Annotated in this window: 26 protein-coding genes; 7 read left to right on the top strand and 19 right to left on the bottom strand. The window is 61.7% G+C overall.

Translation table 11 applies throughout. The features are described 5' to 3' along the window. Positions 1–43: 43 nt before the first annotated feature. The 15 genes from pheA to ACV4UY_RS12405 form a co-directional block, all read right to left on the bottom strand. Complete coding sequence (gene pheA / locus ACV4UY_RS12475) at positions 44–1159, bottom strand: chorismate mutase (protein WP_491607914.1); 1116 nt, start codon at positions 1157–1159, stop codon at positions 44–46. 235 nt (positions 1160–1394) lie between these two features. Next, positions 1395–2330 carry a diguanylate cyclase gene (locus tag ACV4UY_RS12470; RefSeq protein ID WP_491607913.1) on the bottom strand — a complete coding sequence of 312 codons (936 nt, stop codon included), beginning with the start codon at positions 2328–2330 and terminating at the stop codon, positions 1395–1397. Between the two features lie 122 nt (positions 2331–2452). Beyond that, positions 2453–3259, bottom strand: coding sequence for an SAM hydrolase/SAM-dependent halogenase family protein (locus ACV4UY_RS12465; RefSeq protein ID WP_491607912.1), 807 nt, complete (start codon positions 3257–3259; stop codon positions 2453–2455). A 52-nt stretch (positions 3260–3311) separates the two neighbouring features. Further along, positions 3312–3680 carry a hypothetical protein gene (locus ACV4UY_RS12460; protein ID WP_491607911.1) on the bottom strand — a complete coding sequence of 123 codons (369 nt, stop codon included), beginning with the start codon at positions 3678–3680 and terminating at the stop codon, positions 3312–3314. Next, the gene (gene fliS / locus ACV4UY_RS12455) at positions 3677–4114 is read right to left on the bottom strand and encodes a flagellar export chaperone FliS (RefSeq protein ID WP_420903682.1); all 438 of its coding nucleotides are present in this window, start codon (positions 4112–4114) and stop codon (positions 3677–3679) included. Before fliS (ACV4UY_RS12455) ends, ACV4UY_RS12460 begins: the two co-directional genes overlap by 4 nt. A 15-nt stretch (positions 4115–4129) precedes the next feature. Then, positions 4130–4540, bottom strand: coding sequence for a flagellar export chaperone FliS (gene fliS / locus ACV4UY_RS12450; RefSeq protein ID WP_491607910.1), 411 nt, complete (start codon positions 4538–4540; stop codon positions 4130–4132). A gap of 57 nt (positions 4541–4597) precedes the next feature. Beyond that, the gene (gene fliD / locus ACV4UY_RS12445; RefSeq protein WP_491607909.1) at positions 4598–6061 is read right to left on the bottom strand and encodes a flagellar filament capping protein FliD; all 1464 of its coding nucleotides are present in this window, start codon (positions 6059–6061) and stop codon (positions 4598–4600) included. Between the two features lie 37 nt (positions 6062–6098). Next, positions 6099–6404 carry a hypothetical protein gene (locus ACV4UY_RS12440; RefSeq protein WP_491607908.1) on the bottom strand — a complete coding sequence of 102 codons (306 nt, stop codon included), beginning with the start codon at positions 6402–6404 and terminating at the stop codon, positions 6099–6101. 97 nt (positions 6405–6501) lie between these two features. Continuing rightward, positions 6502–7332 (bottom strand): flagellin N-terminal helical domain-containing protein, encoded by an 831-nt coding sequence (locus tag ACV4UY_RS12435; protein WP_420903678.1) that lies wholly within the window; start codon positions 7330–7332, stop codon positions 6502–6504. A 32-nt stretch (positions 7333–7364) separates the two neighbouring features. Then, positions 7365–7856: a flagellar assembly protein FliW gene (gene fliW / locus ACV4UY_RS12430; RefSeq protein WP_420903677.1), complete on the bottom strand. Its 492-nt coding sequence runs from the start codon at positions 7854–7856 to the stop codon at positions 7365–7367. A gap of 551 nt (positions 7857–8407) precedes the next feature. Then, entirely contained in the window at positions 8408–10309 is a 1902-nt protein-coding gene (locus tag ACV4UY_RS12425; protein WP_491607907.1) for a flagellin N-terminal helical domain-containing protein, read from the bottom strand. Between the two features lie 57 nt (positions 10310–10366). Then, a complete protein-coding gene (gene fliW, locus ACV4UY_RS12420; protein ID WP_491607906.1) occupies positions 10367–10912 on the bottom strand; it encodes a flagellar assembly protein FliW in 546 nt (181 codons plus the stop codon). A gap of 25 nt (positions 10913–10937) precedes the next feature. Next, entirely contained in the window at positions 10938–12131 is a 1194-nt protein-coding gene (locus tag ACV4UY_RS12415; protein ID WP_491607905.1) for a flagellin N-terminal helical domain-containing protein, read from the bottom strand. Between the two features lie 36 nt (positions 12132–12167). Then, positions 12168–13940 (bottom strand): flagellar hook-associated protein FlgK, encoded by a 1773-nt coding sequence (flgK, locus tag ACV4UY_RS12410; protein WP_491607904.1) that lies wholly within the window; start codon positions 13938–13940, stop codon positions 12168–12170. Positions 13941–14139: 199 nt separating this feature from the next. Then, a complete protein-coding gene (locus ACV4UY_RS12405; protein ID WP_491607903.1) occupies positions 14140–14376 on the bottom strand; it encodes a flagellar basal body protein in 237 nt (78 codons plus the stop codon). Between the two features lie 714 nt (positions 14377–15090). Between ACV4UY_RS12405 and ACV4UY_RS12400 the strand changes: the two genes are divergently transcribed. Beyond that, positions 15091–15885 (top strand): inositol monophosphatase family protein, encoded by a 795-nt coding sequence (locus ACV4UY_RS12400; RefSeq protein WP_491607902.1) that lies wholly within the window; start codon positions 15091–15093, stop codon positions 15883–15885. A 136-nt stretch (positions 15886–16021) separates the two neighbouring features. On the opposite strand, the gene ACV4UY_RS12395 is transcribed toward ACV4UY_RS12400, so the two are convergent. Together ACV4UY_RS12395 and ACV4UY_RS12390 are read right to left on the bottom strand one after the other, a co-directional pair. Beyond that, the gene (locus ACV4UY_RS12395; protein WP_491607901.1) at positions 16022–16894 is read right to left on the bottom strand and encodes a flagellin N-terminal helical domain-containing protein; all 873 of its coding nucleotides are present in this window, start codon (positions 16892–16894) and stop codon (positions 16022–16024) included. 720 nt (positions 16895–17614) lie between these two features. Beyond that, entirely contained in the window at positions 17615–17851 is a 237-nt protein-coding gene (locus ACV4UY_RS12390; protein ID WP_491607900.1) for a hypothetical protein, read from the bottom strand. 201 nt (positions 17852–18052) lie between these two features. Between ACV4UY_RS12390 and coaBC the strand changes: the two genes are divergently transcribed. From coaBC to ACV4UY_RS12360, 6 genes are all read left to right on the top strand, one after another. After that, complete coding sequence (gene coaBC, locus ACV4UY_RS12385) at positions 18053–19342, top strand: bifunctional phosphopantothenoylcysteine decarboxylase/phosphopantothenate--cysteine ligase CoaBC (RefSeq protein ID WP_491607899.1); 1290 nt, start codon at positions 18053–18055, stop codon at positions 19340–19342. Between the two features lie 73 nt (positions 19343–19415). Next, positions 19416–19877: an RrF2 family transcriptional regulator gene (locus tag ACV4UY_RS12380; protein WP_420903667.1), complete on the top strand. Its 462-nt coding sequence runs from the start codon at positions 19416–19418 to the stop codon at positions 19875–19877. Beyond that, positions 19874–20572 carry a HesA/MoeB/ThiF family protein gene (locus tag ACV4UY_RS12375; protein ID WP_491607898.1) on the top strand — a complete coding sequence of 233 codons (699 nt, stop codon included), beginning with the start codon at positions 19874–19876 and terminating at the stop codon, positions 20570–20572. Before ACV4UY_RS12380 ends, ACV4UY_RS12375 begins: the two co-directional genes overlap by 4 nt. Next, entirely contained in the window at positions 20569–21498 is a 930-nt protein-coding gene (cysK, locus tag ACV4UY_RS12370) for a cysteine synthase A (protein ID WP_491607897.1), read from the top strand. The genes ACV4UY_RS12375 and cysK overlap by 4 nt, the downstream gene beginning before the upstream one ends. Further along, a complete protein-coding gene (locus ACV4UY_RS12365; protein WP_491607896.1) occupies positions 21495–22469 on the top strand; it encodes a sulfurtransferase TusA family protein in 975 nt (324 codons plus the stop codon). Before cysK ends, ACV4UY_RS12365 begins: the two co-directional genes overlap by 4 nt. 155 nt (positions 22470–22624) lie before the next feature. Then, the gene (locus ACV4UY_RS12360; protein WP_491607895.1) at positions 22625–23086 is read left to right on the top strand and encodes a pilin; all 462 of its coding nucleotides are present in this window, start codon (positions 22625–22627) and stop codon (positions 23084–23086) included. A gap of 36 nt (positions 23087–23122) precedes the next feature. Here the strand turns inward: ACV4UY_RS12360 and ACV4UY_RS12355 are convergent, their stop codons facing one another. Together ACV4UY_RS12355 and ACV4UY_RS12350 are read right to left on the bottom strand one after the other, a co-directional pair. After that, the gene (locus ACV4UY_RS12355; protein WP_491607894.1) at positions 23123–23761 is read right to left on the bottom strand and encodes an RloB family protein; all 639 of its coding nucleotides are present in this window, start codon (positions 23759–23761) and stop codon (positions 23123–23125) included. Beyond that, a partial coding sequence (locus ACV4UY_RS12350) for an AAA family ATPase (RefSeq protein WP_491607893.1) occupies positions 23758–24226 on the bottom strand: 469 nt, incomplete at its 5' end. The genes ACV4UY_RS12355 and ACV4UY_RS12350, both read right to left, overlap by 4 nt.

The following is a 24226-nucleotide window of genomic DNA, read 5'->3' as shown; positions in this document are numbered from 1 at the left end:
TTACAATCAAGTCGGTTCCTGCACCATGCCAAACCACCGCGACTCACAACGCCCGCACTGGATACGAACCGAGAATACGCGCCGTGACACCCGGCATCTGGGCCAACTCCTCCATGGCCCCGGCCACCGGCGGATCCCCCAGATGACCCGACAGATCCAGAAAAAACAGATATTCCCACGCCTGACGCCCGGAAGGACGCGATTCGATGCGCGTCAGATTGATCTGCCGCCTGGCGAAAATCCCCAACACCTGATGCAGAAATCCAGGCTGATCCCGGAAAGTGAACATCAGACTGGTCTTGTCCCGACCCGAACGGGTCGGCTCGCCACGCCCGATCACCAGAAAACGGATCTCCTCGGCACGATCCTCGATGTGCTCGGCCAGAATCTCACACCCCAACACCTCGGCCAACGCCATCGGCGCCACGATCGCCACCCCACTCTCCTCGCCGGCCACCCGCGACGCCTCGGCCATGCTCTCCACCACCCGCTGCGGCGCACCCGGCATGTGACGCTCGATCCAGCCACGACACCGGGTCATTGCCAGGCGCGTGCCCAACAAAAGACGGACAGCCCCGGTCGAACCGACACCAGAAAACACCGCATACGAAACCTCCACGTAGATCTCACCCCGGATCGACAACGGCGAATCCACGAACCGGTCCAACGTGTGGCTGATCATCCCCTCGTTGGAGTTCTCCACCGGCGCCACGCCGAAATCGGCACGGTTCACCTCCACCTCGTGGAACAGCTCGTCGATGGAGACGGTGGGACGCAAATGACACGAGGATCCGAACTGCTTGAGCGCGGCCAGGTGGGCGAATGCATGTTCCGGACCCAGATAGGCCACGGTGAGCCGTTTTTCCAGACTCAACGATGCGGAGATGATCTCCCGGTAGATACGATGCAACGCCGCCTTGGGCAGAGGTCCGCGATGACGCGCCTCCAGCCGGCGATGGATCGACGCCTCGCGTTCCGGACGGTAGAACGATGGATCGGGCGAAACGTTCCCCTGGGCACTCTTGAGATGACCGACCTCCAACACCCGCTCGATACGCTCCATGAGCAGGTCATGGATGCGATCGTCGATGGCGTCGATCGCCTCACGCAAGGCGAGCAGAGCCTGTTGTTCGGAAGAGGGTGGAGTGGCGGTCGCCATGAGGCCAAATGCAGCCGGTCTGGAGTGCGGGGACGCTCCGGTCGCGCCGGAACGGATTTTTCTTAACGAATCCCAGGAATTTCAAAGCCTCCCACGGATTTGGAAGGGGGGTATTCTATACCGCGCACCTCGGCAAGACAACCGTTTCGCGCTTGAGCGGAGAAAAAATTCCCGGTCACGCCCTGACGCCGCGCCAAGGCCCCGCGCCAAGATCCCGAATCGCCTGAACGCAGGTTCAGCCTGCGCAGACCCGGTTCCGGCCCTCCCGCTTGGCCTGATAGAGCCGGGCATCGGCGGTCTGGATCAACATCTCCGGGGTGTCGCCCGGCGCGCTGGTGGCAATCCCCAACGACAGGGTGATGCAAGGCAGGGGCTCTTGTTCCAAAGAGCGGATCGGCATGGCCTCTGCGGCCTGACGCAACCGTTCGGCCACTCCGACCGCCGCGGCCATCGGCGTTTCCGGCAGGATCAGGGCGAACTCCTCGCCACCGTAGCGCGCGGCAACGTCGTTCAGGCGGATGGTGGCCTTGAGCAGATCGGCCAGGGCGCGCAGAGCCTGATCCCCGTTCAGATGGCCCTGGGTGTCGTTGAACCGCTTGAAGTGATCGATGTCCATCATGACCAGGGTCACCGGATGGTGCAGCGGACGGGAGAGCAGTCGGGAGAGGGAGGCGTCGAACCAACGGCGGTTGCTCAAACCGGTCAGACCGTCGAGCCGCACCACGTCCTGAAGGGTATCGATCTGGCGGCGCTGCTCCCGCACATGATCGTTCACCGAGCGGATCCAGCCGGTCAGAATCATCAATAAATTTCGGGCGATGAGCGGCGCCAGGTCGATCAGGTGCCAAAGACGCGCCTCATGGATCTGCAACAGACGGCACGGGGTGATCGCCACCACCCAGGCGCTGGAGATCGAATGGGTGATCAACGAGATCTCCCCCACGATGTCGCCGGGCCCGACCTGACTGACCGGCGGGCTGTCCGACTGCTCCAGATGGATCGACAGGGAGCCGGAGAGGATCAACTGGATGCAACGGTTGGTGTTGCCCGGCGAGATCAGCACCGTGCCGGCGCCGATCTCCCGGATCGGACATTCCTCCAGTTCGTCCAGGTACAGCTCGGCTGGCACATCACGGAACAGTTTGGAGTGGCTCAACAGGTCGGCGAGCATGGCATGACGGCTTCTGGTTGGGGGATGGGGTCCAGGCAAGGCATTAAGTTACCGATCGGTCCGTCACTCTAACACGAGCCGCCGCACGATCACCAGGATCGGCACGTCACCCAAACAGTCCCTCATCCCTCCTCCACGCGGATCATCACCTCGGCACCCAGTCCGCGTTTGAAGTGGTTGGCCGCGCTCCCTTGATTGACCACCACCTCCACCGTGCCGAAACCGCCCACCACCAGTGCCGGCGCGCCCACCGGCACGCTGGCGAAGGTGGTGACGATCGCCCCGCACGGGGTGCCGTCGAGCCACCCCTTCACCGGTCGCTTGCGCAACTCCTCGCCGGGCAGCGCGGTGACCAGATTGCCATAATGATCGACAAAAAGCACCTCCGTGCCCCAGGCACCGTGTCCGGCCTTGCGCCAGCCCGGATCGGTCAGCAGCATGGGCGGATCGATCAGCGGGGTGCCCAGATCGCTCACCGAGCGCCCTTGCAGCAGATGAGCCGCCGCCGGGGCGAACAGATCACGTCCATGAAAGGTGGGACTGACCGTCTCGGCGTCACCAAGGGTATCCAGGGAGAGCACCCGCGCGTCGTGACGGTTCAGGATCGGCGTCAACAAACCGTTGTCCGGTCCGATGAAGTACGAACCCTCGGATTGCACCACCAGGCCGCGTCGTCCGCCGCCCACGCCGGGATCGACGATGCCAAGCCAGATGGCGGGCGACGGCATATGGGGCAGACATCGCTCCAGCATCCAGGCGCCGCTCTTGATGGCGAACGGCGGGATGTCGTGAAACAGATCCACGAACGCCACCTTGGGGAACAGGCGCATCAACACCCCCTTGACCTGGCCCACGAAGGGATCGGCAACGCCGAAATCGGTCAGAAGGATCACCGGCAAGGGCGGGGACGAAGAACCGAACACGGGCATGGGGCATCTTCCATGTCAGGGATGAACGTGACTGTATTGAAGATCAGGAGAATCAGGCTTTGTGATGAAACAGCGTGGCACCGCCCATCGCGGTGCCATATCCCCGGCGCAACGCCTGCACGCGCCGGTTTTCCGAAAAGAGTTGATCCGCCACCTCGGACTTGTGACGCATCAGCACCGGCTGGATCTCGGCCATACGCCGCACGAAACGGGTCAACCGCTCCCGCGTCCCATCCCCCGGGGTCACGCCGTCGGGAAATCGGGCGGTCAACTCCTCGAGCCGGGCCATCTCCCGATCCCATGCCGTCATCAGTTCGTCCAACGCATCGGCGTCGATCTCCTCCGGCGCGGCGAGTCGATTCAGAAGCAGATCGAGCCGGGTCAAAAGCTCGGCGATCGGCTGGGTGGCCTGTCCGCTCACGCCATCCCCTCGAGCCGGCGTTGCGGGGTGGAATCCAGCGGCGGCAAGGGCGGAATCGCCTCGCTCTTCACCTGACGCACCGCCTCGCGCCACCCCACCAGAAGGGTGTTCAGATGACGGATCACCTCGCGGATCGCCTCCGGATCCCGCCGCAGATTGGCATACGTGAGCCGGTCGAGCATGTAGCCGTACAGATCGAACAGCTGAATCGCCAGCTCGCCGCCCTTATCGAAATTCAAGGTGTTCTGCAACTCCGCGATGATGGCGATGCCGCGACGCAGACTCATCTTGTGATCACTCAGACGCGCGGCGTTCAACTCCTCGATGGAGCGCTCCAGAAAACGGATCGCACCCTCGTAGAGCAGAATCAGCAGGTCTTCCCGCGAGGCGGTATTGGCTCGGGAGGTCTTGTAACTGCGCAGGCCATACGACATGGCGGGTCATCACCCTCAATGTTCCATGAAAACCGTGGCCTGGGGGGAGTGCAGGCCCCGCCAGCCATCCAACAAAACCTGCAACTGCTCCACCACCCGACGGATGAACTCCGCGTCATGGGTCAGACCCGCCTGGGTCAGACTGTCGAGCATGTAGGCATAGAGGTCGTTCAACTGCGCCGGCACCTCACCACCCTTGGAAAAATCCAACGTGCGCTGGAACTCCTCGATGATGCGCCGACCCCGTTGCATCCAATGTTTGAACTCGGCCACCCGCCCCTCTTCACAGGCCGTGGCCGCCTGCTCCAGAAACTGGATGCTCCCCTCGTAGAGCTGAATCAGCACCTCCAGTTGGGAGAGTCCATCCAGATTGGCCGAGGGAGGCGGTGCGGTCCGGGTCATCGTCGTCTGGGATTGAATGTCCACTGCTTTATTATCTCCATCTGCCCCTGGATTGAACGTGTGCGCCAGAAACGTCGTTCATCAACTGCCGCTCAATTTCGAGATCGAACTGGTCAGGGAGCTGCTCTGACTGTTCATCTTGCTGATCATCTGCTCCAGATTGGAGAACTTCTTGGTCAAGGTCTCACGCACCTTCTCCAGACGGGAGGTCTCCTGCTCGATGCTCTTCTCCAGCCGATCGACCCGAGCCTTCAGACCATCCTTGCGTCCGGTCACCGAACCACCGGTGCTGGAGGTCAACGAGTCGATCAGATCGGCCATGCGATGGGCCAGACCCTCGTTGAAGGTGTCGGTGCTCGAGGAGCGTTTCGAGGTGAACAACCGCGTCACGCTGTTGAAGTCGGTGGCGAGCGCCTTGTCGAGGGAACTCGAATCAAAGCTGATCCTGCCGGTCTTCTGATCGGTGCGCAGCCCCATCTCCGCCAGGGTCGAATAGGGGGTGAGCGTGCCGAGCGCGGTCTGCGTCTGAGTGTTGAGCATGCTCCGCATCTGCGAGAGCACGCTGCGTGACAGGGAATCCCCGGAAAGGGTGTCGGTTTTGTGGGTATTGACGTAATCCACCACCGCGTTGTAGGCATCCAGGAAACCGGTCAACACCGTTTTCAGGGCCGTGGTGTCGTTCTGGATCGAGACGTTGACCGCGGTTCCGCTGGTGCCGATGCTGTCGGGCCAGCCATCCCCGTCGCTGTCGGCCACGGTGGTGCCGGTGGTGACATCCTGGAGATTCAGGGTGACGCCGGTCAGGGCCGTGGTGACCTGATTGGTGGAGCTTACCACGTCGATGCCGTCGATCCTGAGGACCGCATCCTGGGGTGCCACGGTCTGGGTAAAACCGTAACCCGAGGCGATGTTGCCGATGCGATCTCCCCGGTTCCCGAAGGAGTCGGTGTAGGTGCCGCTGTCCTTGGCGGTGAGGATCAGACGGTATTTGGAACCGTCGTAAAGCACGCTCGCGCTCACCCCGTCGTCATCGCCGTAATCGATGCCGTTGATCGCCGAGGCCAGATCCTCGAGGGTCATGTTCTCCAGGGTGGAGGTGTCGAAATTGGTCGTACTCTGCGAGGTCCCATAGGTCACGCCGTTGTACTCAAAGGAGAAGGTCGCACCCACCCCCAGAGTCGTCGAAGAGGATGCAAACCCCGACGAAGCATCCATGGCCTTGGTGTCGTAGGTGGCCAACTGCCCCACGACAACGGAGTGGTTGGCGGCCTGGGCCGTGCTGTCGGCGGTGGCGGCCACCCGATCCGAGTCGGATGAGGAGACGGTATGCGGCGCCCACGCGGAGGTCTCCTGCAACTCCTTGGACTTGGTTTCCAGGGCGAGCATCTTGGTCTCCAGCTCGCCAATGGCGGTCTGCTGGCTCGAAAAGAAGCTCTTGTCCTTCTCCATCGCCTTCAAACGGGTCTTTTGCGCGTTGACCAGCTGATCCACGATGTCCGACGGCAAACCACTGGCCAATCCCGTGATGCTGAAGCTACCCGCCATGTTCCTCTCCTCGTCCCATTCCTCGCATGACCGACCCTCAAAGCCCGCCGAGCAGCCCTCGCAGGGCTTGGACCTTGCTGGCCAGAAGATGAATCCGCTCCTCCGGAATCGTGCCGATCGGATGGCAGGACTCTTTCAGACTCACGCGAATCTCCGGATCTCCCGAGTGATTTTCCGTCACCCGACAGCGCACGGCGTTCAGCCCGGCCAACACCCGATTGGCTTCGGCCACCAGGGATTCCAGGAACAGGGGATCCAGCTCCTGGTCATCCGGTTCATTCGGATACGAAAAAGCGGTCACACAACCCGTATTCTCCGCTCCGAGGCTCTCCGGTCCTCTCATGCATGCACCTCGCGCTCGAAGATCCTTGCCATCCGATCCTGTCTTATCGGTTGGCCAGGAGCGTTCCTTGCGTTAAAAATCGTAAGCCCGATCTCAATCACTTGCCAAGCAGTTGCAAGGCCAGCTGCGGCTGCTGATTGGCCTGGGCCAGAACCGCAGTACCCGCCTGTTGCAGGATGGCGTTGCGGGTCAGGGTGGCGGTTTCGTTGGCGATGTCGGCATCCAGGATGCGCGAGCGGGCTGCGGACATGTTCTCCACCACATTCGACAGATTGGCGATCACCGCCTCGAAGCGGTTCTGGATCGCACCCAGATTGGCGCGGATGTCCGACACGCTGTTCAGGGCGTTGGTGATCTGCACCAGAGCGCTGTTGGCGCCGGAAACGGTACCGATGTTCACCGAGACGCCCGTGCCGAACAGGGCCGAATAGGTGGCCGCCTTGATCGACACCGTGATGGTCTGATTGGCATTGGCACCGATCTGGAACTGCTGACCCGAATTGTAGTTGCCATTGAGAATCAGGGTGTTGTTGAACTGCACCTGCTCGGAGACACGCTGAATCTCGGAGAGGAGCTGCGACACCTCTTTTTGCAGATCGGCGCGATCTTCCGGGGTGTTGGTGCCGTTGGCGGCCTCGACGGCCAGCTCACGGATGCGTTGCAGCGAGTTGCCGGTCTCCAGCAGCGCGCCCTCGGCCACCTGGGCCAGCGAAATGCCGTCGTTGGCATTGCGGATCGCCTGGTTCAAACCGCGAATCTGCGAGGTCATGCGGTTGGAGATGGCCAATCCGGCGGCATCGTCCTTGGCCGAGTTGATCCGCAGGCCCGAAGAGAGGCGCGCGAAGGTTTGCCCCAGGGCGCCCGTGGAGCGCTCGAGATTCCGTTGGGCGTTGAGGGAGGCGACATTGGTATTGATAAAAAGTGGCATGGCTCTAATCCTTCTTGATCGTCATGTGTCGGTCAGGAAACCGCAACCATTTGTTTGACAGGTTTTTTTCCCCTGGTCTGCTCACGATAGGCGCCGCGCATCTCGAACGGAATCAGCGGTTGACGCGCCGAATACTCCTTGATCACCACCTGGCGTCCACGGCGATTGCGCACGTTCACCACCACCGGACCAGCCAGATTGGTGCGCATCTCCTCGGGCCGGTTGTCCGGAATGGTCAACAGGGAGAACACCTCCAGATCCTCGCCCCGCTCCAGTCCGATGGCGGCGATGTCCGCGTCCTCGACCAGAAACTCCAGATCCGAGAAGAAGTCGAACGGATTGATCACGATGAACGCGATCTCCGGTTCATCGGCGGATTGCAACCAGAAGAAGGACGAATCCTCCGAATAGGGAAACATCAAAAAGCGCTTGCTGTTGGGGAACCCCATCATGCCCGCGTCGAGGGTGATCAGCTCATCCTCCTTGTACTTGAGGGTCCCGAACCGCGTCCCAAGGACTTCCATGATACGTTTCTCCTTCACTGGCCGCCTGACTTGGCATGATGGGGGGATGCCCCCAGTTACCCCCCTTACCAGGGAGCCCCTTTCGGGAGTTCCTCGGCAAGGCTTCCCGATCACTCGTTTGGAATCACCGTTCCGGGCTTCACCCTTGGTTCCGGTCGTTTTTGCCGGTTGAACGGCCTGAAATCCAGACGTTTAGATTAAAGCAGCTTTTGTGCCAACTCATTTATCGCATCCCTACCCGCTTTTCCGGGCCCACGCCACCCCCAGGGAGGAAAAATTTGCCCGCATCGGTGCCATCCACCCGATCCATTCGTCAAAAAGATCCCAGCTGGCCCAATCCATGGGTCATCCGATTTCCGACACCCAGTCACGGTCATTTTGCGGTTTTGACGCTTCCGGCATGGGACGGCTTCCCAAAAAGCCCGACCCCACAAACAGTTCGGGGGCGGAATGACCGCCCCCGAAACCGACTTCCACAATGGGGGGAACCCCCTTATCCCCCGACCGTACCCCCGACGAGGGTTACACGACAGGACCCGACCGGATCGGAACTACTTGAGAAGCTGCAGGGCCAGCTGCGGCTGCTGATTGGCCTGGGCCAGGATGGCCGTGGCCGCCTGCTGCATGATGGAAAGCTGGGTCAGATTGGCGGTCTCGGCGGCGATGTCGGCATCCAGGATGCGCGAACGGGCCGCGGAGACATTCTCCACCACATTCGACAGATTGGCGATGTTGGCTTCGAAACGGTTCTGGATCGCACCCAACTCGGCACGGGTCGAGGAGACCCGATCGATGGCACCGGCGATCACCGACAACATCTGCGCCGCCGCCTTGGAACCGTTCAACGGCGGATTGGTGGCATTGGTGGTCGGCGGATCGAACGGCATGGTCGGATCGGTCGGCACCGAGGCGCCGGTGATGTCCACCAGAGGCACGGGCGGGAACTGGTTTTGACCCGTGGTGTCGATCAACCAATCCGGCACCACCAGCTTCTCGTTGGTCAACGGCTTGTGCTTGTCGGCGGCAAAGGTCACCGCGGCATTGCGCACATCCATCACCTTGGCCATGTTGACCCCCGCCGTCATGGCGTTGGCCACCGTGCCATTGGTCTGGGCCGCGGCCTTGCCACCGGCGGCGATGATCTTGGCCACGTCGATGCCCAGATCCTTCTTGCCGTTGGTGCCGGCATCCGCCTCGCGGGCGGCGGCGGCGGCGCTCTCGATGTCCGCGCCCAGGCTGATCGCCTGACGGAACGCATCCACCACCGCCTTGATGTTGCCCACCGGCACATCCTTGACACCACTCTTCTCGACACCCTTCTCGATCACCAGGCTCACATCCGGAGCCGTGCCCATGGCCAACGCCACCGTGTATTTGGTGTCGTTGAGGGCGGTGGCGGCGGTGGTGGCTGCGGCGGCATCCGTGGACGCCTGGGTCTGATCGCCGGTTCCGCCGATATAGGCCGCCGAACTCGTCGAGGCGGCGGTGGCGGCAGTGATGGCCGCATCCAGGTTCTGGCCGAAGGTGGTGGTGGTGTCCGCCAGATCCGTCACCTTGCGATGCGCGGTGATGATCGTGCTCAGACGCGCGCTGCCCAGACCGGAAGCATCCGAATATTGCGGATTGTCGGCAATGATCTTGTCCGCGGCGGTGATCGCGTCATCGTTGGGATCGGCTGCCGCGATCTTGGTCTTGAGATCCGTGGCATCATCTTCGAAGCCGAACGCCTTGATCATGCTGTCCTCGGCATCGTTCGGCACGATCGCCCACGGGGCCGGCTTGGAGTCGTCCGCGTTGGCCAGGGCATTGATGCCCACCGACAGCGAGGAGCTGAACAGCTTGCTGCCCGGCTTCGGCTCCTTGGGCGCGCTGATCGCCATGCCCTTCACCTTGGCGTTGAGCACGCTTTCGGCGGCATTCGGATTGGAAAGCTGCGGCAGGGCCAACAGGGTGCTGGCGCGGGCATCGGCCAGGTTCACGGTGACGGTCTGGTCGGCACGGGCACCCACCTGGAACACCAGCGGCTGGGTCTTGCCGTTGAGCATCGGCCAGCCGTTGAATTCGGTCTCCTGGGCCACCCGCTCCATCTCGCCCAACAGTTGATTGATCTCCTGTTGCAGGCTGGCGCGATCCTCGTCGCTGTTGGTGGCGTTGGCCGCCTGAACCGCCAGCTCGTTCATGCGTTGCAGCATGTTGGAGTGCTCGGCCAGTGCCCCCTCGGCCACCTGCGACACGGAGATGCCGTCGTTGGCATTGCGCACCGCCTGGGTCAGACCGCGAATCTGCGAGGTCATGCGGTTGGAAATGGCCAAACCAGCCGCGTCATCGCCGGCGGTGTTGATGCGCAACCCCGTGGAGAGACGGGCGAAAACCTTGTTCAACTCTCCGCCGGAGTGCAACAAACCCCGCTGCGTGGTCAAGGAGGCGACGTTGGTATTGATGTAAAGCGGCATGGTTCGGGTTCCTTACAATTTGGTTTCGATTGCGATCGAGTCGTCTTGTTCGTTCGGTCAGCCGGCGGCGACCATGCGTTGCGGCATCATCTTCTCGCCGCGCCGGATACGGCGCCGCGCCTCCTGATGACCCTGACGACGCTTCTCGGCCTCGCGCTCCTGCATGTAGGTCTGACGCAGATCCTGCGGGATCAACGGCTGCCGGGGCGAATATTCCTTGATCAGAATCTGACGGCCCATGCGGTTCACGGTGTTCACCACCACCGGACCGGCCAGATTGGTGCGCATCTCCTCGGGACGCCCTTCCGGAATCGTCACCAGCGTGAAGATCTCCACCTCCTCGCCGGACGGACAACCGATCGCCTCGGCATCGGCGTCCAGGATCACGAACTCCATGTCGCCGAAGAAGTCGAACGGATTGATGACGATGAAGGCGATCTCCGGCTCATCCACCGATTGCAACCAGAAGAACGAGGAGTCCTGCCCGTAAGGGAAGAGAAGAAACCGTCTGCTCAACGGAAAACCGAGCAGACCCTCGTTGAGGATGATGACCTCCTCGTCCTTGAACTCCAACACGCCGAACCGGGTTCCGTGAATTTCCATCTTTCGTGCCTCCACTCCCTAACTCTTACCGAATAAAATCAATTAAAGAGGTGTTCATGACCTGTCTTTGCGAGGCGGTCATGACCTGCAAGGCCTGGGAGGCCTGTTCCAAATCGGACAGCACCTTGAACAGGTCGGCTTCGACGTTGTCGGCGCGCAGCTTGGTCAACGAACTCTCATCCGACTCCAACGTGGTGGTCACGGATTGCACCTGGGTCGTGCGGATCCCCGTGACCCCTTGCAAATCCGATACCTGAGCGCGAGCTTCCTGTACCCGATTCAATTGCAATGCCACTTCTTTCGTATCCGCGCGCAAAAGTGCGCCGCGCAGGGCGGCCATGGCACCGAGAATGTTGACGCCGCGCGAATAACCTCCCGTACCTTCAAGGAGTTCGCTGCCAGTCACATTCCCCTGCAACGTCGCGCCGGACTGCACGCGAATCGGACGATCCTCGCTGCCCCCCTGATACTGGGGCACCACCTCGAAGTAATAGACATCCCCGATCTGGGGTTGTCCGGTGACGGTAAATTTGACACCCCCGCCCAGATCCAGTTGACCATTTTCATCCAGCGCCACCGGCGCCGTGGTGACATCGGTACCGTTGACGTTGGCCTGATACTGGTTGCTGGCCGCCACGTAGGTGATCTTGACGCTCATCGGCACATCCGACGGAACCTGACCCGCGGTCACCGACCCGGCGAACCCGGCTCCCGCCGAGGTGAGGGTGGTGGCATCCTTGCGTTTCACCTGCACGGCGGTTGCGGCCAGATTGTTGGAATCGAAGGGTTTTTGCGTCTTCCCCCCCCCGAAGATCGGCACCTCGTCCAGCTCGGTGTTGATGCCGCTGATCATCTCCTGATACCAGGCGAGGGGCTTTTCCGCCGCGGCCTTCAAGATGGTCGGCGAACCGTCGAGCATGCTCTCGCCCATCTGCAACACCATGTCCTGGGCATCGACCAGGGCGTCATGGATCTGACTCATATGGCTGTCGGCCAGAGTCAACCGTTCGGCGGCGGACATGGTGGTCTTCTTCAAGCTCTCCACCCCGGAGAGGTCCGAGGAGAAGATCATGTGGCGATAGACCCCGGTCGGATCGTCCGAGGGACGGTTGGTCTTGTAGCCGTTGCTCTGTTCCTGGACCTTCAACATCTCCTGCTGCTGCCCCTGGAGCGCCGAAGCGCCGGTCTTGAACAGCAGATTGTTGGTCACGCGCATCATGGGTAAGACTCCTTGCCCTTGTCATGAACTCGAAAATCAGACCATCTGGATCAGGGTCTGCATCAGATCGTCCGCCACGCTGACCATCTTGCTCGAGGCCTGGAAGGCCCTCTGGAAGCGGATCAGATCGGTCAACTCCTCCTCCAGCGACACCCCGGAGAGGGACTCCCGGCTGTTGCTCAAGAAGGTCTGGGCCGCCTGCTGGGCGGTCAGGGATTCGGTATCCTGGTTGATCAGCGAACCCAGCTCACCCACCATGGTGGCGTAGTGACCGGTCAGCGAAGCGCTGTTGCCGAACAACATGAACTTGGTGGAACGCAGGTTCCCGATCGCCAGGGCGCCCTGACTGTTGGCGTCGTCGTGGACCACCGCCGTGGGCAAGCCCTGGGCGTCGCTGGCCTTGACGATCAAACGTCCCTGCCCAACCAGATCCGGATTTTTCAGCAGTTCCGCACTGACCGCCATGTCCTGGGCGCCCTTGCCGGAGATCAGCGCGCCGACCCCCAGGGCCGCCAGGATGCCGCTCTCGTCCATGACCACGCCGAGCTTGGAGCCGGCGTTCTCGGCGGAGATCTTCAATTTGTTGTCGCTGGTGATCTCGGCCTGCACCCCGTCCAGGGCATCGATGGCCTGCTGCACCTGCCGCAAGGTCATGGTGGTGGTGATATCGACCGCGGCACTCGGGGTCAGGGCGCTCTCGGTGCCGGTGGCGAAGACCAGACGGCCCGAGGTGACGCGGGAGAGATCCACCGGCGCCCCTTGATAGGTGGCCGCCTTGTTGTCGGTGACCACGCCCGAAAGCGCGGTATCCAGATCCGAACCGAGATACATCAGGCCGGTCATGTCCGACACCATGCTTTTGCCCACCGACACGGTGTTGGCCCGGTTGAACTGCCAACGCAGCTCATCGGCCAGGGACTCGAGCTTGGAAAGCACGCCCGTATCCCCATGCACCACCTCGTCGCGCAGCTCCAGCAACCCCCCGAGCTTGCCGCCCTTGATCTTGTCCTGCCCGATCTCGCGCCCCCCGATGCCGATGGCGCTGAAACCGGTGTCGGTCTTGACGTTGGTGAGCCGTCCGAACTTGGCCGAATAGGTGGCATCGGCCAGAAGCTCCTGACCACGCGAACTCATCACCTGGATCTCGCCGTTCTCCATGGGGATGGTGCGGATGTCGATGATCTGGCCCAGTTCCAGCAACATCTTGTTGCGCTGATCCTTGAGATCCAGGGCCGGGCTGCTCGCCTCGGTGCGCACGATGGTGTTGTTGATCTCCTGAATCGCCTTGAGGCGGGTGTTGATATCGTCCAACACCACGGAGATCTCTTTATCCAGAGGCAGGGCGGATTCGCTCAACGCCTCGGCCATCTTGTTGAAATCCTGGGAAACGCTCTCGGCCTTGGCGATCAGTTGATAGCGCGCCACGGCATTGCCGGGATTGTCCGCCAGCGTATCCGCGGCATCGAAGAACCCTTCGAGTCCCTGGGAGAGACCGTTGCCGTCCATGTCGTTGAAGACATCCTCGATCAACCTGGTATACTTGTCGCGGGTCTCCAAACGTCCCAGCTCGCCGGTACCCAGTTGCAAACGGCGATCCACCAACTCATCGATCTGACGCCGCACATCGGCGATGCGCACGCCGTTGCCGCCGTAATCGGCCTGGGTGCCGCGCATCGACTCCAGCTCCACCGTCTGCCGGGTATAACCGGTGGTGTTGGCGTTGCTGATGTTGTGCGAAATCGTCTGCAATGCCCCCTGGGAAGCGAAGATTCCCAGTTTGGATACGTTCAACAGGCTGCCGAGAGACATGATTCCAGAAGCTCCCCAGTGATCTTGAAATGTGCACGTCGGCGGAACGTTGGCTCCCCCCGATCCGCTTGCTCCGGGTTCGGAAGATCCTCGGTAACGAGCCGCCTTGCTTCGTCTGGCCGTGACCAGCCATTGCCCAGGATTATTGCAGAAGGCGTGCCAACATTGAAAAACAGGTTTCCGATGGGGTGGGAAACCTTCAAGAACGCCACACATTGATTTGTTTTAACAGAAAAAATGCCGTCTCGTCCCCATCCTGGATCCAATCGGGGTCCGCGACAGGGCGGATGGCAGGCGGGCAAATTTTGTCCCAGGTGATGAGCCGGGTATAACCGGTGGTGTTGGCGTTGCTGATGTTGTGCGAAATCGTCTGCAATGCCCCCTGGGAAGCGAAGATTCCCAGTTTGGATACGTTCAACAGGCTGCCGAGAGACATGATTCCAGAAGCTCCCCAGTGATCTTGAAATGTGCACGTCGGCGGAACGTTGGCTCCCCCCGATCCGCTTGCTCCGGGTTCGGAAGATCCTCGGTAACGAGCCGCCTTGCTTCGTCTGGCCGTGACCAGCCATTGCCCAGGATTATTGCAGAAGGCGTGCCAACATTGAAAAACAGGTTTCCGATGGGGTGGGAAACCTTCAAGAACGCCACACATTGATTTGTTTTAACAGAAAAAATGCCGTCTCGTCCCCATCCTGGATCCAATCGGGGTCCGCGACAGGGCGGATGGCAGGCGGGCAAATTTTGTCCCAGGTGATGACGGAATCGGGCGGCAAATGTTTCCGGCGGGTGGCTTTGTCGGGCTGGTCGTGTTAACGTGTGCCGGCGTGCAAGAATGGCACGCTCCACGGACCCCACCCTGAAAGGATCGCTACCATGGAACGCCCGAAGGGAGGGCCATATGGTACGGGGGGGGGCTCCCCCCAGCATGCAAATGACCATGGAACGCCCGAAGGGCCATGGTACGGGGGGTGAGGGGGTTCTCTCCCCAATCATGCAAGTGACCATGAATCTCCCGAAGGGAGGACCATGGTCCGGGGGGTGAGGGGGTTCTCTCCCCATCATGCAAGTTACCATGCCCGGCTCGGAGCGCGTGCGCGCGCCCCAACTGACCCGTTCGCACGATCACACCGTTTTACAAGGAGAATTCAGCATGCCCCATTCCCCCCCGATGAACATCGCCTTGCGCGCCGCCTTCAAGGCAGGCGGTCTGGCACGGGAGTGGTTCGACCGACGCCACGAACTGGAAGTCCGGGAAAAGGGCAAAAACGACCTGGTGACCAGCGCGGATCTGGCCGTGGAGGAGGAGATCGTCTTCCAGTTGAAGAAGGCCTATCCCAAATACGGCGTGCTGGCCGAGGAGAAGGGTGGCAAACTGCCGACGGATCGACCCTGTTGGATTGTTGACCCCATCGACGGCACCCTCAACTTCGCCCACGGCCTTCCACACTTCGCCATCTCCATCGCTCTGCTCGAAGAGGGCAAACTGGTCTCCGGACTGGTGCATGATCCGATGCGGGATGAGACCTTCGTGGCCGAACGGGGACGCGGAGCCTATCTCAACGATCGTCGCATCCGCGTCCCCGACCGCCGCGGGCTCCAGGGGGGCCTGCTGGCCACCGGATTTCCCCATCGCCGTCTGGAACGGCTGCCCGGATACCTCAAGGCGTTCGAAAGCTTCTTTCCGCTGGTGGCGGATCAACGCCGGCTGGGTTCGGCGGCCCTGGATCTGGCTTATGTGGCGGCGGGACGTTACGATGGATTCTGGGAAATGGGGCTGGCCCCGTGGGACATCGCCGCCGGCGCCCTGCTGGTGCGCGAGGCGGGCGGGATCATCAGCGATTTCGCGGGCGAGGAGAATTTTCTGGTTTCGGGCAACGTGGTGGCCGGGCCCATGGCGGTGCATGGCGAGATGTTGGCGCTGATTGGTCAGGCCGGTCTGGCTTGACACCCCTTTCCGGCCCGCCCGCTCCCCGAGGAGAGCCTCCTCGGAGAATACGGACGGGGCGAGAGCCGGAAAGGAGATCGAATACCGCGTGGAGCCCCCTGGCGGAAGCTCCACGGCATCACGACAAACTCGAAACCTACCGCGCGGCAAGCAACGTCAAGGCGATCGAAGGCTGCTGATTGGCCTGGGCCAGAATCGCCACCCCAGCCTGCTGGAGGATGGAGTTCTTGGTCAGATTCGAGGTCTCCAGCGCGATATCGGCATCCTGAATGCGCGAACGGGCGGCATCGGTGTTCTCGACCACGTTGGCCAGATTGGCGACGATGCTCTCGAAACGGGTCTGCATGGCGCCCAGATTGGCGCGGATGCTCGACACCGAATTCAGGGCATTGTCGATCACACTGATGGTCGATTGCGCCTTGGCCAAGGTCGAGATGCCGAAATTGGTGGTGGCCGCCGTGCTCAAACCCAACATCGAAACCGTGGTGCGCTGAATCGATACCAGCACGGTCTGCCCGGCATTCGGACCCACCTGGAAATAACCCGCGAAGTGACTGGTGGCCGGAGCCAGATTGATACCGTCGGTGCTGCCGCCAAACAGAGCCTTGCCGTTGAACTGGCTGGCCTTGGAGATGCGATCCACTTCGGAAAGAAGCTGGGCCAGCTCGGTCTGGAGCGACAGGCGATCCTGATCGCTGTTGGTGGCATTGGCGGACTGAACGGCCAGTTCACGCATGCGTTGCAGGGCGGAAGAGGTCTCGCTCAGAGCCCCCTCGGCCACCTGCACCAGAGAGATGCCATCATTGGCATTGCGGCTGGCGGTGTTCATGCCGCGGATCTGCGCGGTCATGCGGGTGACGATGGCCAGACCCGCCGCGTCATCCTTGGCGGTGTTGACCCGCAGACCGGACGACAGACGTTGGAACGTCTGGGTCAGGGCATTGGTGTTCTTGGTCAGTTGCCGCTGCGCATTGATGGAAGCGATGCTGCCGTTGATGGTGAGAGCCATGGTAAATCCTCCTCTTCATTAAGATGGTTCTCGGGCGAGGTTTTTCTGCCGAGCAAGTTTGATTGTCCTTCCCTGGAATGCCTTGTGGGTTAACGTTCTCGGGCCTAACCCCCACCCTTGAGACTGCCTTTTCCTACGATCCGTGCTTGATTCGCACCGCCCGGCCTTCGCTCGCAACCTGTCGAACCCAGCGCCGTCCGGCATCCGTGCCAGGATCAGCCTGGACACTCGATTAAAATTTACCTTGATCCATTTATCGTCTGGCTTGAGATGCGACTTGAACACTTTTTCCAGTTCCGTCGCGCTTTCCCTTCCAGAGGGGTCTTGACCCGATCGCCGCCGCTTGATCATTCATGGTCAAATTCACCCTTAATCAAATTATCGGATGGCCATATGGCGACTTGAGAAGTTTTTTGGGGGCGCCATCCGCCCCCGTTCCAGCCCCGCCGGAGAGGATGCTGCATGCGCAAGATCGCAGAGAGGGAAAAGGCCGAGAAAATGCGGCCAGAAGCGCGACAAACCGCGTGGCAAAGCGAGGAAAAACCACGGAAACTTGCAGAATGATGAAAGGAGAACCCCTCACCCCCCGTACCATGGCCCTCCCTTCGGGAGATTCATGGTCAATCTTTTGGATTGCCTTTTAAACTACTTAAGTAATTATCGTCCGCACCACGCGATCCGGGGACGCCCTCTCCCCGGATCACGCCATCCGCATCGCGCTCAATCCCGCTGCACGAACGACCGGATCTTCTCCGACCATCCGGCGGGCAGCCCCATCCGGTCCAACACCTCGGGATGGTGCCGCACCCCCTGGGTCAGCCCCACCAGTCCGGCCAGCAGCACCAGCATCCAAATCAACAGACGGGCGCTGTTGGCCACGATCTTGATCACGCCCAACAGCGTCAACAACCCACCACCAATCAACACCAGCCAGGTCATGCCATCACCTCCACCCATGCCGCCTCCGGAATTTGCCCCTCGTTGCACCAACCGTCGAATAGCACACAATGCCTCAATTCGTCGTTTTATACCAGCTTCTCCGCACCCCTTCCCTGAAGAAACCGGTTGGCCAACGCAGGATCGTGAAAAAGAAATTGACTTGCACATACAAAAAATGGATAATTATTTCTTGATCTCCGTCAAGAGGGAGGGCAACCCTTGAATTTCTGGAACGGCAAACGGATCGTCATCGGTCTGGGTGGCGGCATCGCGGCCTACAAGTGTCTGGAGTTGATCCGTCGGCTGCGGGAGGCCGGCGCCGCGATCACCCCGGTCGCAACCCCGGATGCGCTGCGTTTCGTCACGCCACTGACACTGCAAGCCTTGAGCGGCACCCCCGCCCGCACCGAACTGTTCGCGCCCAGCGAGCCCGATGGCATGGATCACATCCGCCTGGCACGGGAGGCGGATCTGCTGATCGTGGCCCCGGCCACCGCCAATCTGCTCGCGCGCATGGCCCAGGGGCAGGCCGACGACCTTCTGACCGCCCTGCTGCTGGCCCGGCGCGGACCGGTGCTGGTGGCGCCAGCCATGAACCCGGCCATGTGGGAACACCCGGCCACCCGTCGCAACGTCCTGACCCTGCGGGAGAACGGCATCCTCTTCGCGGGGCCGGAAACCGGCGCCATGGCCTGCGGCGAAGATGGCCAGGGGCGCATGTCCGAACCAGACACGATCCTCGAGGCCGCGCGCCGGGCGCTGACACCCAAGATCCTCGCCGGACGCCGCATCCTGATCACCGCCGGTCCGACCCGTGAAGAGCTTGATCCGGTCCGCTATCTCACCAACCACTCCTCCGGCAAGATGGGCTGGGAGATCGCCCGGGCCGCCCTGCGCGCCGGGGCCCAGGTGGATCTGGTGCAGGGTCCGGTCTCCCTCGCCCCACCGCCGGGGGCCCGGCTCCATCCGGTCACCTCGGCTTGCGACATGCTCGAAGCGGTCTTGAGCGTCTGGTTGCGCAACCGATGCGGCCAGACCGGCCCGGACGCGGCGATCTTGAGCGCGGCGGTCGCCGATTACCGACCCGAAACGCGCCAAACGGATAAAATCAAGAAAGGGGCCGAACCTGGGAATCTCACCCTCTCCCTGGCACCCAATCCAGACATCCTCGCCATGCTTTCGGCCTGGAGCGGAATCCGCTTGCGCGACGGCAAGCAACGGGTGGTGGTGGGCTTCGCCGCCGAAACCGGTCAGGCCCTGGAACGCGGCAGGGAAAAACGGCTCCGCAAGGGGTGCGATCTGATGGCGATCAACGATGTGAGCGCCCCTGGCAGCGGCTTCGGCGCCGACACCAATGCCGTGACCCTCATCGGTCGCGATGGCCTCGAGGTTCCCTGGCCACTGCTGCCCAAGGAAGAGGTGGCTGAACGTCTGATCGCGGCGGTTGCCGACTGGCTGGACCATCCGCGGGTTCTGGACCCGCGCATGGATCGCTGTAACCCGACATGATCGAGGGGGCCCCCGCCCCCATCCGTGCGGCTTCCGGACGGAACTCCACGGCAACCCCAAGGGATGAACGACGATGTTGAAATTCTCCAAAAAACTGCTCTACGCCATCGAGGCGGTGACGGATATCGCCTACAACTCCACGGGCGAACCGGTGCAAATCCGCGAGGTGACGAGTCGTCAGGGGGTTCCTCAACGGTATCTGGAGCAGGTGATGCAACGTCTGGTGCGCGCCGGGATCCTCAAGGGGGTACGCGGTCCACGCGGCGGCTATCTGTTGGGACGGGAACGGGCACGGATCTCGGTGGGCGACATCGCCCGCGTGGTCATGGACGTGGCCGAATCCAGCGAAGCGGGTCTCCCCCCGGACGCGGCCACCGGTCCGATCGGTCGGGTGGTGATCCGACCCTTGTGGGGAGAGTTCCAGGAAAAGATCCTGCTGATGATGGATACCGTCTCCATCGAGGAGTTGACCACCCGCGCCTTTCGCGGCGGTGTGCCGAGCGAAAGCTGCGACCGGATCACCTATTCGATATGAACGCGGGCACGGCGCCGAACGGCGTGCTGCTCATCGGTGCCGGAGGTCTGGGGTGCGCGGTGGCGCTGGCCCTGGCTGGATTGCCCATCACCCGACTGGTGATCGCCGACGACGACCGGATCTCCCTCTCCAACCTCCACCGCCAGATTCTCTTCACCATGCGCGACCTGGGGGCCTTCAAGGCCGGTACGATCGCGGCTCGCGTGGCCACCCGACAACCGGCATGCACCGTCACCACCCTGCGCGCCCGGCTCGACACTCCGCAGGCGATTGCCGAGGTGGCGCGTCACCAGACGGTGACCATCGATGCCTCGGACAACTTCGCCACCCGCTTCGCAGCCAACGACGCGGCCATCCGCCACCGTTTTCCGCTGGTGCACGGCGCGGCCATCGGCATGACCGGTCAATTGCTGACCATCGATCCGGGACGCTCGGCCTGTCTGCGCTGTCTGTTCGGAGGACCGCCCGAGACCGAAGGAGCCACCTGCCAGAACGAAGGGGCGCTTGGTTCCCTGGTCGGCGAGGTAGGTTGGCTGATGGCCCTCGAGGCGGTTAAACTGTTGTATCGAACCGGTCGCCCCCTGTGGAACCGTCTGCTGACGATCGATGCCCTGCGCGGCAGGCGTCGCACGGTTCCCCTGCGACCCGCTTCCCATTGCGCGTGCCAACTCCAACCCGGATCCGACCCGACATGAGACACAAGATTCTCGCCAACATCACCGAGACCATCGGCAATACCCCGCTGGTTCGGGTCAACCGTCTGCATGGCGATCTGACCGTGGAGATCCTCGCCAAGCTGGAGTATTTCAATCCCATGGGTTCGGTGAAGGATCGCATCGCCCTCTCCATGATCGAGGCCGGCGAGCAGGCGGGGCAGATCAACCCCCAAACGGTGGTGATCGAACCCACCTCCGGCAACACCGGCATCGCCCTGGCCGGAATCTGCGCAGCCAAGGGGTTGAAACTGATCCTCACCATGCCGGACTCCATGTCCCAGGAACGGCGCAAACTCTTCGCCCTGCTCGGTGCCAACGTGGTGCTCACACCCGCCAAGGAGGGGATGCGCGGCGCGATCCAAAAGGCCAAGGAGCTTTTGCGGCAGGAGAAACACGGCTTCATGCCCAACCAGTTCGACAACCCGGCCAACCCCCGGATTCACGCCGAAACCACCGCCAGGGAGATCCTCGACGACACCGATGGCCGGCTCGACATGCTGGTCGCCGGGGTCGGCACCGGCGGTTCGTTGTCAGGCATGGCGCAAACCCTGAAAAAAATCCTGCCCGATCTCTGGGTGGTGGCCGTGGAACCGGCCAACTCGCCGGTCCTCTCCGGCGGCATGCCCGGTCCGCACAAAATCCAGGGGCTGGGCGCGGGATTCGTCCCGCCGGTGCTCGACCGGAGCCTGATCGACGAGGTGGTGCGCTGCGGGGATGATCTGGCCATCGAGACCGCCCGACTGCTGGCCACCCGCGAGGGGATCGCCTGCGGGATCTCCGGTGGCGCGGCCCTGGCGGCCACGTTGCAGGTGGCCAGCCGACCGGAGTTTTCCGGCAAACGGGCGGTGGTGATCATCCCGGACATGGCCGATCGCTATCTCTCCACCGAACTGCCCCCCACATGACCCGCGATGCCCGCACGCCGGAGTGGGCGGAACGCTACTCCCGACAGATCATCCTCAGGGAGATCGGTGGCCAGGGTCAAATGCGACTCGATCGGGCCGCGGTGGGCCTGGTGGCGGACTCCGAGATCCTGGTCACCACCCTGCTCTATCTGGCCGGGGCCGGCATCGGCACCCTGCGGGTTCGCCACCCGGATCCGACGCGGATCGAGCCGACCTTGGCCTGGGCCAGAGACCTCAATCCCACGGTGATCATCGCATGCACCGGTGTCGATACGCCCATCGACACTTGGCTGTCCGGCCTGGAACTGGTCATCGATCTGGATCAGGGGTGGCCGGAGCGGCATCGCGCCTGTCACGCGGCCCGCATCCCGCTTCTGACCACCTGGTGTGATGCCGACGGATTGGCCTGGATCAGCGGATCCATGGCCAGCCTCGATCCCGCCCTGCCGTGTCTCGCCTGCGCCCCCCCGCCGGACCCTTCGGAACCACCGGCCCCGTGGGCCATGCTGTGGCAGGGGTTGTCCGGCACGCGCCTGGCCACCGAGGCCATCAAGTATCTGCTCGACATCGGCGATCGCGCGGTGTGGGATCACGCCCTGGCCCTGGATGTGACCCGTGGAGAACCGGATCGTCGGCCACGCCACAAACGAACCGACTGCCCGGTCTGCGCCCCGACCGCCTCCCGCCACGAGGCCACCAACCGGACGCGACTGCTCTCCGCCCCGTCCGACCAGGAGTCCGATGCCTTTCTGGACATCACCGCCGACACCTGCCCCATGACCTTCGTGCGCGTCAAGCTGCGTCTGGAGACCATGGCATCCGGTCAGACCCTGCGGGTCCGGCTGAGTGGCGGCGAACCGTTGATGAACGTACCGCGCACGTTGCGCGATCAGGGATTCAAGGTCTCGGAACCTTGGAACGAGCATGGTGTTTTTGGTTTGCTGGTCGAAAAAATATCGGATTCGGGTTGACAACCATGCCAGGATGATGTTGACAAACGGACGCTTTCGGACCAAAAAATAAGGCACGGGAAGCGGCTGTCCGGTGTACTCCGGAAAGAGGTTGCACGGAGAATGGATGAGGGTTTCCCCCATCCGCAAGCAGGTTGGATCGTGGGAGTGGAGAGATGAACGGACGGATGCGCGCCAACGCCGGTTTCACCCTGATCGAACTGATGATCACGATCGCGATCGTCGTGCTGATGATCGCGGTCGCCTATCCCGCCTATCAGGAGCACGATGCCCGTGCCCAGGCCAAGGAGGCGGTCACGGTGATGACCGGCATGAAGGATGCCCTGCTCGCCCATCATCGTGCCAAGGGGAGCGTTCCCGCCAAACCGGATGAGCTGCACTCCACCCAGCGCAGCCGCTATGTCGCCTCGATCGCCTTTTCGGCCCCTCCGACTCCCGGCGGCGCGGCGGTGGCCCTGGAGATGCGGACCACCTTTGACCCCAAGACCGCCAATCCCAAAATCGCCGGCAAAACCCTCCATTTCGGCACCCGCGATGGCGGTGCCACCTGGCAATGCAGCGCCGGCTCCGAACCCACCGCCCTGCCGGCCAGGCTGCTGCCCAGCGCCTGCAAGTAGACTCGCCGCTGCCCAACGCCTGCTTGTAACGGGCGGTTACTGGATCTGGAACGTTTCGAGTTTGGTGATCAACCGATCGATTTCGGTCGAGGGGGAGGAAAACCGGATGGGATGACGTTCGCGCAAGAGTTGTGCGTTTCGGATGGCTTGAGCATGGCCATTGGGATTCTTATCTTTCAGATCTTCGAACATCTTGGGATAGGATTTTTTGTAATCCATTCCTGTTTTCTTGCCAAATCTCGCGCCAGCTTCGTCACAATCCTGAAAAGGGGTATCGGTGAAGCCGAAATGAAGAATGATCCAAAATTCGATGCACGGAACCGAAACATACACTTCGATGGCTGGTGCCATTTCGGCCAGTTCAATCGCCTGGTCGAACCGATTTTTTTCTGCTCCACCTCGCAAAATGCAATCCCCGTCGAATACTGCACACACCTCGTCGAACTCTGTCCTTCCCTGAAAATCCCTGACTTGCCGGACGATGCTCAACGGATCCGTGTAAGGCTTTCTGGGGGGCTGCACTTTCACACCCGACAACTTCTCGGCACGCACCAAATCATCCAAATAGTTGAAACCACTGTTTGTGTCTTCGCACAAAATCAACAACCTTTTACTTTTTCCCCGCCCACCGGCCCGACGGTCCGCGTGCTGCCTGGGGGCTCTCATCTTGCTCATGATCCCTCCCCGCCGTGCTCCACGCCCATCTCCGACAACCTCTGCTTACGCAACACCATGGGCACGGCTCCAAAGAGACCATCCAGATAATCCCGTTGTAGTGACTTGCTCGAGCGCTTCAAATCAAAATCGGAGAGCGCATAGAAATGCGAGGCGTGATCTCGCCTCTTGTTCATCAACCACACCTGATCCGGACGCAGCAGGGTTTGATCCAATAAACTCGTATCGTGCGTGGCAACAATCAACTGGCCATTATTTGAATTCGTAGCCGACTCCTGAAACAACTCCAATAAAAATCGAGCCAATCTGGGGTGCAAGCCCTCTTCGATCTCATCCAGGAAACAAACCTGCCCCTTATCCAACATGGTTTTCCATTGCCCAGCCAGGGCGAGCATCCGAATCGTTCCGGAGATGTATTGCTTCTCTTCGACATGGAGATTTGATAAGATTGCGTTAGCTCCACTT

Source organism: Candidatus Magnetaquiglobus sp., assembly GCF_058402785.1.
The sequence above is the reverse complement of the archived record's forward strand: the minus strand, read 5'-3'. Positions and strand labels throughout refer to the sequence as shown.

What these genes read in the sequence shown, in the direction of transcription:
- pheA (WP_491607914.1), bottom strand. Translation starts at nt 1,159, where the DNA reads ATGGCGACCGCCACTCCACCCTCTTCCGAACAACAGGCTCTGCTCGCC.
- ACV4UY_RS12470 (WP_491607913.1), bottom strand. Translation starts at nt 2,330, where the DNA reads ATGCTCGCCGACCTGTTGAGCCACTCCAAACTGTTCCGTGATGTGCCA.
- ACV4UY_RS12465 (WP_491607912.1), bottom strand. Translation starts at nt 3,259, where the DNA reads ATGCCCGTGTTCGGTTCTTCGTCCCCGCCCTTGCCGGTGATCCTTCTG.
- fliS (WP_420903682.1), bottom strand. Translation starts at nt 4,114, where the DNA reads ATGTCGTATGGCCTGCGCAGTTACAAGACCTCCCGAGCCAATACCGCC.
- fliD (WP_491607909.1), bottom strand. Translation starts at nt 6,061, where the DNA reads ATGGCGGGTAGCTTCAGCATCACGGGATTGGCCAGTGGTTTGCCGTCG.
- ACV4UY_RS12440 (WP_491607908.1), bottom strand. Translation starts at nt 6,404, where the DNA reads ATGAGAGGACCGGAGAGCCTCGGAGCGGAGAATACGGGTTGTGTGACC.
- ACV4UY_RS12435 (WP_420903678.1), bottom strand. Translation starts at nt 7,332, where the DNA reads ATGCCACTTTTTATCAATACCAATGTCGCCTCCCTCAACGCCCAACGG.
- fliW (WP_420903677.1), bottom strand. Translation starts at nt 7,856, where the DNA reads ATGGAAGTCCTTGGGACGCGGTTCGGGACCCTCAAGTACAAGGAGGAT.
- ACV4UY_RS12425 (WP_491607907.1), bottom strand. Translation starts at nt 10,309, where the DNA reads ATGCCGCTTTACATCAATACCAACGTCGCCTCCTTGACCACGCAGCGG.
- fliW (WP_491607906.1), bottom strand. Translation starts at nt 10,912, where the DNA reads ATGGAAATTCACGGAACCCGGTTCGGCGTGTTGGAGTTCAAGGACGAG.
- ACV4UY_RS12415 (WP_491607905.1), bottom strand. Translation starts at nt 12,131, where the DNA reads ATGATGCGCGTGACCAACAATCTGCTGTTCAAGACCGGCGCTTCGGCG.
- flgK (WP_491607904.1), bottom strand. Translation starts at nt 13,940, where the DNA reads ATGTCTCTCGGCAGCCTGTTGAACGTATCCAAACTGGGAATCTTCGCT.
- ACV4UY_RS12405 (WP_491607903.1), bottom strand. Translation starts at nt 14,376, where the DNA reads ATGTCTCTCGGCAGCCTGTTGAACGTATCCAAACTGGGAATCTTCGCT.
- ACV4UY_RS12400 (WP_491607902.1), top strand. Translation starts at nt 15,091, where the DNA reads ATGCCCCATTCCCCCCCGATGAACATCGCCTTGCGCGCCGCCTTCAAG.
- ACV4UY_RS12395 (WP_491607901.1), bottom strand. Translation starts at nt 16,894, where the DNA reads ATGGCTCTCACCATCAACGGCAGCATCGCTTCCATCAATGCGCAGCGG.
- ACV4UY_RS12390 (WP_491607900.1), bottom strand. Translation starts at nt 17,851, where the DNA reads ATGGGTGGAGGTGATGGCATGACCTGGCTGGTGTTGATTGGTGGTGGG.
- ACV4UY_RS12380 (WP_420903667.1), top strand. Translation starts at nt 19,416, where the DNA reads ATGTTGAAATTCTCCAAAAAACTGCTCTACGCCATCGAGGCGGTGACG.
- ACV4UY_RS12375 (WP_491607898.1), top strand. Translation starts at nt 19,874, where the DNA reads ATGAACGCGGGCACGGCGCCGAACGGCGTGCTGCTCATCGGTGCCGGA.
- cysK (WP_491607897.1), top strand. Translation starts at nt 20,569, where the DNA reads ATGAGACACAAGATTCTCGCCAACATCACCGAGACCATCGGCAATACC.
- ACV4UY_RS12365 (WP_491607896.1), top strand. Translation starts at nt 21,495, where the DNA reads ATGACCCGCGATGCCCGCACGCCGGAGTGGGCGGAACGCTACTCCCGA.
- ACV4UY_RS12360 (WP_491607895.1), top strand. Translation starts at nt 22,625, where the DNA reads ATGAACGGACGGATGCGCGCCAACGCCGGTTTCACCCTGATCGAACTG.
- ACV4UY_RS12355 (WP_491607894.1), bottom strand. Translation starts at nt 23,761, where the DNA reads ATGAGCAAGATGAGAGCCCCCAGGCAGCACGCGGACCGTCGGGCCGGT.